Annotated in this window: 7 protein-coding genes; 2 read left to right on the top strand and 5 right to left on the bottom strand. The window is 56.5% G+C overall.

Translation table 11 applies throughout. From position 1 onward, the window contains the following. Positions 1–74: 74 nt before the first annotated feature. The 5 genes from infA to trxB form a co-directional block, all read right to left on the bottom strand. Complete coding sequence (infA, locus tag ACZAHD_RS00655; RefSeq protein WP_002211347.1) at positions 75–293, bottom strand: translation initiation factor IF-1; 219 nt, start codon at positions 291–293, stop codon at positions 75–77. A 384-nt stretch (positions 294–677) separates the two neighbouring features. Beyond that, positions 678–1,382, bottom strand: a complete 705-nt coding sequence (gene aat, locus ACZAHD_RS00650) for a leucyl/phenylalanyl-tRNA--protein transferase (protein WP_462455072.1) — start codon at positions 1,380–1,382, stop codon at positions 678–680. A gap of 159 nt (positions 1,383–1,541) precedes the next feature. After that, positions 1,542–3,263, bottom strand: coding sequence for a heme ABC transporter ATP-binding protein/permease CydC (cydC, locus tag ACZAHD_RS00645; protein WP_462455071.1), 1,722 nt, complete (start codon positions 3,261–3,263; stop codon positions 1,542–1,544). Next, positions 3,264–5,030, bottom strand: coding sequence for a heme ABC transporter permease/ATP-binding protein CydD (gene cydD, locus ACZAHD_RS00640; protein ID WP_462455070.1), 1,767 nt, complete (start codon positions 5,028–5,030; stop codon positions 3,264–3,266). A 114-nt stretch (positions 5,031–5,144) separates the two neighbouring features. Beyond that, positions 5,145–6,113: a thioredoxin-disulfide reductase gene (gene trxB, locus ACZAHD_RS00635; RefSeq protein WP_462455069.1), complete on the bottom strand. Its 969-nt coding sequence runs from the start codon at positions 6,111–6,113 to the stop codon at positions 5,145–5,147. A 535-nt stretch (positions 6,114–6,648) separates the two neighbouring features. Here trxB and lrp point away from each other — a divergent pair. Together lrp and ftsK are read left to right on the top strand one after the other, a co-directional pair. Continuing rightward, positions 6,649–7,143, top strand: coding sequence for a leucine-responsive transcriptional regulator Lrp (lrp, locus tag ACZAHD_RS00630; RefSeq protein ID WP_000228469.1), 495 nt, complete (start codon positions 6,649–6,651; stop codon positions 7,141–7,143). Between the two features lie 135 nt (positions 7,144–7,278). Beyond that, entirely contained in the window at positions 7,279–11,340 is a 4,062-nt protein-coding gene (gene ftsK, locus ACZAHD_RS00625) for a DNA translocase FtsK (protein WP_462455068.1), read from the top strand. Positions 11,341–11,367 lie beyond the last annotated feature (27 nt).

Here is an 11,367-nt window from a genome sequence, read left to right as displayed (position 1 = left end):
CACTGGCTGCAGATATGAAAAGACCGGGAATCATCCCGGCCTTCAGTATCTGACGCCATGAGGGCGGAAAACTATCAGCGACTACGGAAGACAATGCGGCCTTTGCTCAGGTCGTACGGGGTCAGCTCAACAGTCACTTTGTCGCCCGTCAGAATGCGGATGTAGTTTTTACGCATTTTACCGGAAATATGCGCAGTTACCACGTGACCGTTTTCCAGTTCTACGCGGAACATTGTGTTAGGCAACGTGTCAAGTACGGTGCCCTGCATTTCAATATTGTCTTCTTTGGCCATCTAGTCCTCTGGGGTATCACTACCGTAGTTTTGAACCGGCAAGATAATGCCGAAGTTCAGCCAGTAAGTAAAGGTTTACGTTTTGCACTTTATCTTTCAGGCTGCCTTCGCTCACTCGGTTACATAGTTATTGACGCAGCCAGGCGCTTTGCGGTGCCATCCTGACGCATCCAAAATTATTAAGGGTAAAATCATTGAAGTAGTTTTGGCGCATTGCCCGGAATTCACACGGATAAGCCGCATGACAGGCGCAAACGTAAAGGGGAGTGACAGAACGATGGGCGTTATCTGACTCTTATTATTCCCAAACGGCGGCGGGGCAACAGGCAGAAGCTACTCTACTGCGCAATTATACCATCACGGTAAAAAATGTGCTGAAAACATTTACACATTGCCGGTAAATAGCACCCTGGGCACCCAGAATCTTTCCGGCAGGCGACGGGCGCGTAATACCGACAGTGCATCGAGATAATCGCGGCGGGGGATTTCGATGGCGCCCAGTGAAGCCGTGTGCTTATTCAGGACCTGGCAATCTATTAATTTCCCGCCGTCGCGGATAAATGCCTGGCAGAATATCAGTAACGCCGTTTTCGAAGCATTTTCCGCGCGGCTGAACATCGACTCACCGCAAAACAGCGCGCCTTGCGCTACCCCGTACATGCCTCCTACCAGCGTCTTGCCTTGCCACACTTCAATCGAATGCGCGTGGCCAAGCTCATGTAACTGGTGATAGGCCTTGACGATGCTGGAGGTGATCCATGTCCCTTCATCACGATTGTCGGCACAACCTTCAATCACCTGACCAAAGGCGTGATTCAGCGTTACGCGATAGGGCGAGCGCTGGTGAAAACGCTTCATGCTGCGGCTGAGATGGAACTGCTCGGGCCACAACACCGCACGCGGATCCGGGGACCACCATAAAATCGGATCGCCCGGAGAAAACCAGGGGAAAATCCCGTGCTGATAGGCCATAAGCAGACGTGACGGACTGAGATCGCCGCCGAGCGCCAGCAGGCCATTGGGTTCGCGTAATGCTCCCTCCGGGGAAGGGAAGGCAATGGACTGACGGGAGAGCTGAACCAGACGCATTTTAACCTCAATACGCACCAGGCAATTGTTCAATATATTCGCTGTTTTTCAAGCGGACGGTCCGTCGCCATGCCAGCTAAGCCTGACGCAGCGGACCGCTCTTTTCAGCACGCCTGAAACTCATAGAGTATATACGCAAACCGGCGTAAAACAGCCGGACTACAGACGCTGCTTAAACTGGTAGTAACGCCCCTGTTCAGCCAGCAGTTCCGCGTGACTACCTTGCTCAATAATCTTACCGTTGTCCATGACTATTATCCGATTAAAACGTGCCAGTCCGCGCAGGCGATGGGTCACCATCAGCACGGTTTTTTCTCGCATCGCTTGAGCCAGTAAATCCAGGATCTGGCTCTCCGTCGTCGCATCAAGACCTTCGGTCGGCTCATCGAGCAACATCAGTGGCGCATCGTGCAGCAGCGCACGGGCAATGGCCAGTCTGCGCAGTTCGCCGCCGGAAAGCTGGCGGCCGCCTTCGCCCAGCCAGGCGTTGAGACCGCTATCTTGCAGTAATTTTTCCAGTCCAACGCGTTCCAGCACTTTCATCAGTTGGGCATCGTTGGCACCGGGGGCAGCCAGCAACAGGTTATCGCGCAGCGTGGCGCTAAACAGATGCACGCGCTGCGGAACCACGCTCATCGCCCGACGTAAGGTTGCTTCATTGAGCCGGGCTAACGGTTGGCCGTTGAGTAAAATCTTGCCATGAGCTGGATCCCAGGCGCGGGTAAGAAGCTGCAGCAACGTGGATTTACCGCAGCCAGTGCGTCCCAGAATGGCAATATGCTCCCCTGCGCTGACCTGCAACGAGATATTTTCCAGCGCCGGAGAAGGCTGCTGCGGATAGCCGAAAGTGACCTGGTTCAACGTCAATGAAACCTGCGCGAAAGTTTGCTCGTCACCGGCGGTGAAGGAGACTTCCGGCTGTTGCCCGGTAATCTGCGTAATTCGGCGGGCGGAAGCAATAACCTGTCCGAGATGCTGGAAGGAGCCGGTTACCGGCGCCAGCGCTTCAAATGCCGCCAGCGCACAGAAGACAAAAAGGGCGATCAGCGCGCCCGGCTGCTTGTTGCCGCCTACGCCAGCGGAGGTGAGCCACAGCATAGCAACCACGGCAACGCCACTAATCAGCAGTATCAGTGCCTGCGACAGCGCCGTCAGCTCTGCCTGGCGACGCTGGGCCTCCTGCCAGCGCTGCTCGGTTTTCTCCAACTGCTCGCGGTAGCGGTCGCTGGCGCTGAACAGCATCAGTTCAGCCTGTCCTTGCAGCCAGGCGGTGAGCTGTTGACGGTACTGCCCGCGCATTTGCGTGATGCTCTCCCCGGCGGGTTTCCCGGCGCGGTAAAACAACGGCGGCAGGATCAGCAGGGTTACCAGCATAATACCGCCTAGCGTCAGCGCCAGCGTGACATCGAGAAGGCTTAAGCCTGCGGTGACCACCACAATGACAACCAGTGCGCCAATCAACGGCGAGATGACCCGCAGATAGAGATGGTCCAGGGTATCGACGTCGGCGACCACCCGGTTGAGGAGTTCACCCTGGCGAAAACGCGCCAGCCCGGCAGGGGAGAGGGGGAGCAGCTTGCTGAAGGTAAACACACGTAGATGCTGCAACACGCGGAAAGTGGCGTCGTGGCTGACCAGACGTTCGAAATAGCGACCGGCGGTGCGGATAATCGCCGCGCCGCGAACGCCGGCCGCTGGCAGCATATAGTTGAAACTGTAAAGACCGGCGACGCCAACGACGGCAGAAGCAGATAAGAACCAGCCTGACAGTGTCAGCAGACCGATACTGGCCAGCAGGGTGACGATAGCCAGTACCACGCCGAGGGTCAGCAGCCAGATATGTCGTTTGTACAACGCCAGATAAGGTAATAATGCGCGCATTTAAATCTCCTCCTGACGGTGGGCTAACAGGGCGGAAAAAGGCCCGTTTGCCATAGCTAACTGGCTATAGGCCCCTTGTTCAACAAGCTGTCCGTCCTGCATCACCCAGATGGCATCCCAGTCGGCGATACCTTCCAACTGGTGGGTCACCATGAGCGTCGTTTGCTGCGAAGACGCGTTAAACAGCGCCTGCATGACCCGCTGTTCGCTATGTGCATCAAGGCTGGCAGCTGGCTCATCCAACAATAACAGCCGGCACGGTACCAGCAGGGCCCGCGCCACGGCAATGCGCTGCGCCTGCCCGACGGACAGGCCAGCAGCCTGATCGCCGACCGGCGTATTAATCCCTTGCGGCAGTTGGCAGAGGAATTCGCTGACCCAGGCCTTATCCAGCGCGAGCTGAAGCTGTTCTTCGCTGGCTTCCGGGCAGGCCAGCAGAACGTTCTCACGCAGCGTGGCGGCGGGTAGCTGCGGGTTCTGCCCAACCCAGCTGAGCAGACGATGCCAGCGGCTGGCGTCAAGATCGCGCAGTTCAACGCCGTTGACCATCAGCGAGCCGTCGTAAGGGAGAAAACCGGTCAATGCATTTAAAAGCGAACTTTTGCCGGAGCCGCTCTGCCCGACCAGCACGACGCGTTTACCAGCAGGGAGCGTGAAGTTCAGCGGTCCCGCCAGGGCTTTGCCTTCCGGCGATTTGACCACTACCTCGCGCGCCTGGAGACTAATCAGTTCGTTGTCGCTGAGGATCTTCTCACCGCGAGTTTCCTGCGCCAGCGGCTTTTCCATAAACGTTTTCAGACTATCCGCGGCACCGATGGCCTGTGCTTTGGCATGGTAAAAGGTACCTAAATCACGCAGCGGCTGGAAAAACTCCGGCGCCAGGATCAGGGCCAGGAAACCGGACATCAGGGTGACGCCCACGCCGTAGTGGCCAAAGTTGAGCTCTCCGAGATAGGAGAAACCGAAGTAAACCGCGACCAGCGCAATGGAGAGCGAGGTAAAAAACTCCAGCACGCCGGAGGAAAGAAAGGCGAGGCGTAACACTTCCATCGTCCGCTGGCGGAAATCCTGGGAAGCATGGCGGATATTGTCCGTTTCCGCTGCGCCACGGTGAAAGAGGCGTAGCGTTTCCATTCCGCGCAGGCGGTCAAGAAAGTGGCCGCTCAGGCGAGCCAGCGCCAGAAAGTTGCGACGATTAGCCTCCGCCGCGCCCATGCCCACCAGCGCCATAAACAACGGGATCAGCGGGGCGGTAGCGAGAAGAATCAGCGCTGCCGCCCAGTTTATCGGGAAAAGGGTGATGACAATCAGCAGCGGCACACAGGCGGCGAGGGTCATCTGCGGGAGATAACGCGCGTAGTAGTCGTGCATATCGTCAATTTGCTCAAGCACGAGCGTCGCCCAGCTTCCGGCAGGTTTCCCCTGAATCCATGCGGGACCTGCTTGCTGCAAGCGGTCGAGCACCTGGCGGCGTATTTCATAGCGAATATGTTGCCCGGCATAAAAACCTACCCGCTCGCGCAGCCATACTACCCAGGCCCGAAGCACAAAAATCAGCACCAGGATGATAAACGGCAATACCAGCGCCGTCGCTGGAATGTTCTCCATAATCATGCGATGAAGGAGCCGCGCCAGCAGCCAGGCCTGACCGACGATCAGCAGACCGCTAATGACGCCCAGCGCGCGGGAAATCATCAACCAGCGACGTGAGAGAATGCTTTGCTCTTTTAACCAGCGTGTTAACTCTTGTTGACGGGTTTTATTCATTGCGCACTTAGCAGGTGTAGTTATGAGGTTTTTAGGCCACGCAATGTTACAACGAGGAAAAAATAAAGGCGACTTTTCGTCGCCTTCTTTACCTTTGTTACTGACTTGTAAAGATTATTTGCACGCGTCAGCTAAACCATCAAGATAACGTTCAGCATCCAGCGCCGCCATACAGCCGGTACCGGCAGAGGTAATGGCCTGGCGATAGATATGGTCCATCACATCGCCCGCAGCGAATACGCCCGGAATGCTGGTCTGGGTGGCATTGCCGTGGATCCCGGACTGCACTTTGATATAGCCGTTTTCCAGCGCCAGCTGACCTTCGAAAATGGCCGTGTTTGGACTGTGACCAATCGCGACAAACAGACCCGCGACCTCCAGAGACTCGATATTGTCGGCATTCTGCGTATCGCGCAGACGCAGGCCGCTGACGCCCATCTGATCGCCAGTCACTTCTTCCAGCGTGCGATGGGTATGCAGCACGATATTACCGTTGGCCACTTTATCCATCAGACGATTAATCAGGATTTTTTCGGCGCGGAAGGTATCACGACGGTGAATCAGATGGACTTCGGACGCGATGTTAGAGAGGTACAGGGCTTCTTCCACCGCGGTATTGCCGCCGCCGATGACTGCCACTTTCTGGTTGCGATAGAAGAACCCGTCACAGGTTGCACAGGCGGAAACGCCGCGTCCTTTGAAAGACTCTTCTGACGGGAGTCCCAGATAGCGTGCTGAAGCACCGGTGGCGATAATCAGCGCATCGCAGGTGTATTCGCCGCTGTCGCCGACCAGGCGGAAAGGTCGGTTTTGCAGATCGACGCTATTGATATGGTCGAAAATAATTTCGGTATCGAATTTCGTCGCATGTTCGTGCATCCGCTCCATCAGCAGCGGTCCGGTCAGATCGTTGGGATCGCCCGGCCAGTTTTCCACTTCCGTGGTGGTGGTCAGCTGACCGCCTTTTTCCATACCGGTAATCAGTACCGGCTGCAGGTTTGCGCGCGCGGCATAGACTGCAGCGGTATATCCCGCAGGTCCAGAACCAAGAATAAGCAGTTTACTGTGTTTGGTCGTGCCCATGAGATCCCCATAATTTATTGGCATACATTGGGCTGGATTGTAGGGAATTTGTTGTCGTAAAAAAAGAGGACAGCAGTTTTGTTAACGATATGTGCAATAGAGGCCGCCAATTAACTGATGATTTTACGTGCGAAGAATATAACTAATTCTACTGTTGGCAGGACAATTATAAGAGGAAAACATGAGAATCACCGGGGGCGAATAATGAATATCTGGCATCTTGTACTAAAAATCGATGTTTTGCTTTGACAATCCCCTGTGCTTTTGCGAAAACATTCATGGAAGACAAAAAGCAGTGTTTCGCGTGCGGCGAATTTTCATGCACGCAAATGCCATTTTTATCCGGGTTAGCGAAATCTACGCATGGTGTGGACAGACGCCATGCGTGATGTCGGTGGCTGCCGTCAGGCAACGGGCTTCTCACGTACCCCTGGAGTTACTCGATGTCGTATTCGGGTAAGAACAGGATGGACTCGGGCAGTGAAGGCTCTGGGTCGGAACAGGAGTAGGGAAGGAATACAGAGAGACAATAATAATGGTAGATAGCAAGAAGCGCCCTGGCAAAGATCTCGACCGCATCGATCGTAATATTTTGAATGAGCTGCAAAAAGACGGGCGTATTTCAAACGTCGAACTTTCTAAACGGGTGGGACTTTCCCCGACGCCTTGCCTTGAGCGCGTGCGTCGACTGGAAAGACAGGGTTTTATTCAGGGCTATACGGCGCTGCTCAACCCGCATTATCTGGATGCATCACTTCTGGTATTTGTTGAGATTACTCTGAATCGTGGCGCGCCGGATGTGTTTGAGCAATTTAACGCCGCAGTGCAAAAACTTGAAGAAATTCAAGAGTGTCATCTGGTATCCGGTGATTTCGATTATCTGTTGAAAACCCGCGTGCCGGATATGTCAGCGTATCGCAAATTACTGGGCGAGACCTTGCTACGTCTGCCGGGCGTGAACGATACCCGTACTTACGTGGTAATGGAAGAAGTCAAGCAAAGTAATCGTCTGGTAATTAAGACGCGCTAACACGGAACAGGTGCAAAATCGACGTAGTTTGATTACACTCCTGTTAATCCATACAGCAGCAGTGCCGGGGTGACCCGGCACTGCTGTCCGTTTTAGCAGCAGGCAGGAAACAGCCTGATACCTGGAGAGCCTTTTTTGAGCCAGGAATACACCGAAGACAAAGAAGTCAAACTGACCAAGTTAAGCAGCGGGCGCCGACTCCTTGAGGCGTTGCTCATCCTTTGCTCCCTGTTTGCCATCTGGCTGATGGCGGCCTTACTCAGCTTTAATCCCTCGGATCCTAGCTGGTCGCAAACGGCCTGGCACGAGCCCATTCATAACATTGGTGGCATCCCGGGAGCCTGGCTTGCCGATACGCTATTTTTCATTTTTGGCGTAATGGCTTACACCATTCCCGTGATCATTATCGGCGGGTGCTGGTTCGCCTGGCGTAATCAGTCCAGCGACGAGTACATCGACTACTTCGCCGTTTCGCTACGCTTAATTGGCGCGCTGGCGCTGATTCTGACCTCCTGTGGCCTGGCCGCGATTAACGCCGATGATATCTGGTATTTTGCCTCCGGCGGCGTAATCGGCAGTTTGCTGAGTACCACTTTGCAACCGTTGCTGCACAGCAGTGGCGGCACCATTGCGCTGCTCTGCATCTGGGCGGCGGGTTTAACGCTGTTTACCGGCTGGTCGTGGGTTAGCATTGCCGAAAAACTCGGCGGTGCGATTCTGTCTGTTCTGACATTTGCCAGCAACCGTACCCGTCGGGATGATACCTGGGTGGATGAAGACGAATACGAAGACGATGAAGACGACTACGACGACGCAGTGAAGCCACAGGAATCGCGTCGTGCGCGCATTTTACGCAGCGCTCTCGCGCGTCGTCAGCGTCTGGCCGAGAAATTCGCCAATCCGATGGGGCGTAAAACCGATGCTGCGCTGTTCTCCGGCAAACGCATGGATGATGCCGAAGAGGATATGCAGTTCAGCGCCAACGGGGCACCGGTAGCGGCGGACGATGTACTCTTTTCGGGTGCCAGTGCGGCACGCCCGGTCGATGCTGACGATGTGCTGTTTTCTGGTGCCAGCGCGGCGCGGCCGGGGGATTTTGACCCTTACGATCCGCTATTAAATGGCCATAGCATTGCCGATCCGTTGGCTGCAGCCGCCGCTGCTACCGCAGCGCCACAGGTATGGGCTGAACCGGTAGCTGAGCAGGCGCCGGTACAGCAGCCGGTGTATCAGTCACAGTCAGAGCCGTCCTATCCGCCGTATCAGGCGTACCAGCCTGAGCAGGCGCCGGTACAACAGCCGGTGTATCAGCCAGAACCGTCCTATCCGCCGCATCAGGCATACCAGCCTGAGCAGGCGTCGGTACAACAGCCGGTGTATCAGCCAGAGCCGTCCTATCCGCCGCATCAGGCATACCAGCCTGAGCAGGCGCCGGTACAACAGCCGGTGTATCAGCCAGAACCGTCCTATCCGCCGCATCAGGCATACCAGCCTGAGCAGGCGCCGGTACAGCAACCGGTGTATCAGACAGAGCCGTCCTATCCGCCACATCAGGCGTACCAGCCTGAGCAGGCGCCGGTACAGCAACCGGTGTATCAGCCAGAGCCGTCCTATCCGCCACATCAGGCGTACCAGCCTGAGCCGGTGCCGGTACAGCAGCCGGTTTACCCCCCTGAGCCAGCGGCCGTGGCGCCCGGGGTGCTGCCGGAGGAGGTGAAGCCACCGCGTCCACCGATGTATTATTTTGAAGAGGTCGAAGAGAAGCGAGCGCGTGAGCGCGAGCAGCTGGCCGCCTGGTATCAACCGATCCCTGAACCGGCAAGCCCGGTTGCCACGCGGCCTGTTACACCGCCACCGGCTTCTCCGGTCGAAGCCGCAGCAGTGTCCACCCTTGCCGCCGGTGTACAGCAGGCGACAAGCGCTGGAGCAACGGCTGCGACGGTCGCTTCCGCCACGTCAACCGCTGCACCGCTGTTCAGCCCGGCATCCGGCGGACCGCGCGCGCAGGTGAAAGAGGGGATTGGTCCAAAACTGCCGCGTCCTAATCATGTCCGCGTCCCCACGCGCCGTGAGCTGGCATCGTATGGCATTAAACTGCCATCACAACGTATGGCTGAAGAGCGTGCGCGTAAAGCTGAACTCAATCAGGCTTATGACGACGAGCCGTTAACGGATGAAGAAGTGGACGCGCTGGAACAGGACGAGCTGGCGCGCCAGTTTGCCGCCACCCAGCAACAGCGTTATGGCGAAGTCTACGCGCAGGAAGAAGATGACTCCGCAGCTGAAGCTGAACTGGCCCGTCAGTTTGCCGCGTCGCAGCAGCAGCGATACAGCAGCGAACAGCCGCAGGGCGCAACACCGTTCTCTCCTGCGGATTATGATTTCTCGCCGATGAAAGCGCTGGTCGATGACGGTCCGAGTGAACCGCTGTTCACACCGATGCCGGAGACACCGTCGCCGGTGCAGCAGCCGGTCCAACATTATCAACAACCGGTACAACAGCCGCCGGTACAACAGCCGTATCAACACCCCGTGCAGCCGCTTCAATCTCCGCAGATGGCACAGCGGCCTCAGCCTGCCGCACAGAGCTATCAGCCGCAGCAGGCCCCTCAGGGCCATATGCCGCAGCAGACAGCCGCAGTGCAGCCGCCGCAGGATAGCCTGATTCACCCGCTGTTGATGCGTAACGGCAACAGCCAGCCGATGCAGCGGCCGACGACGCCGCTACCATCGTTGGATTTGTTGACGCCGCCACCGAGTGAGGTCGAGCCGGTGGATACCTTCGCGCTGGAGCAAATGGCGCGGCTGGTTGAGGCCCGCCTGGCTGACTTCCGCATTAAAGCGGATGTGGTGAACTACTCGCCAGGCCCGGTTATCACCCGTTTTGAACTGAATCTGGCGCCGGGCGTGAAGGCCGCACGTATTTCAAACCTTTCGCGTGACCTGGCCCGCTCCTTGTCCACCATTGCGGTGCGTGTTGTGGAAGTGATTCCGGGTAAGCCGTACGTGGGCCTGGAACTGCCGAATAAAAAACGCCAGACCGTTTACCTGCGTGAAGTGCTGGATAACACGAAATTCCGCGATAATCCATCGCCGCTCACCGTGGTGCTGGGGAAAGACATCGCCGGCGATCCGGTCGTTGCCGATCTGGCAAAAATGCCGCACTTGCTGGTTGCCGGTACCACGGGTTCCGGTAAATCGGTCGGCGTGAATGCCATGATCCTCAGCATGCTTTATAAAGCGCAGCCGGAAGATGTGCGCTTCATTATGATCGACCCGAAAATGCTCGAACTGTCGGTCTATGAAGGGATCCCGCATCTGCTGACCGAAGTCGTCACCGATATGAAAGACGCCGCTAACGCACTGCGCTGGAGCGTGAACGAAATGGAGCGTCGCTACAAGCTGATGTCGGCGCTGGGCGTGCGTAATCTCGCAGGCTACAACGAGAAAATCGCCGAAGCGGCGCGTATGGGCCGCCCGATTCCGGATCCGTACTGGAAACCGGGTGACAGTATGGACGCCGTTCATCCGGTGCTGGAAAAACTGCCGTATATTGTCGTTCTGGTGGATGAATTCGCCGACCTGATGATGACCGTCGGTAAGAAGGTCGAAGAGCTGATTGCGCGTCTGGCGCAGAAAGCGCGTGCGGCGGGCATTCACCTTGTGCTGGCAACGCAGCGTCCGTCCGTCGATGTAATTACCGGTCTCATTAAAGCGAATATCCCGACGCGTATCGCATTCACCGTTTCGAGTAAAATTGACTCACGTACCATCCTCGATCAGGGCGGTGCGGAATCGCTGCTGGGAATGGGGGATATGCTCTACTCCGGGCCAAACTCGACCATGCCAGTTCGTGTCCATGGTGCGTTTGTTCGCGACCAGGAAGTCCACGCAGTGGTTCAGGACTGGAAAGCGCGCGGGCGTCCGCAGTATGTTGACGGCATTACTTCAGATAGTGAAAGTGAAGGTGGCAGTGGCGGCTTTGACGGTGGTGAAGAGCTGGATCCGTTGTTCGATCAGGCCGTGAATTTCGTCACTGAAAAACGTAAAGCCTCTATTTCCGGCGTTCAGCGTCAATTCCGCATCGGGTACAACCGTGCGGCACGTATTATCGAACAGATGGAAGCGCAGGGTATTGTCAGCGAACAGGGCCATAATGGTAACCGTGAAGTGCTGGCGCCGCCGCCCTTCGAGTAAGTGCAAAGTTGGGTAAATAAGCGCAAA

It is taken from the genome of Raoultella sp., from assembly GCF_039594335.1.
Classification (GTDB): Bacteria; Pseudomonadota; Gammaproteobacteria; order Enterobacterales; family Enterobacteriaceae; genus Klebsiella.
Note: the sequence above shows the minus strand (reverse complement) of the source record. Positions and strands in the feature narration are given on the sequence as shown.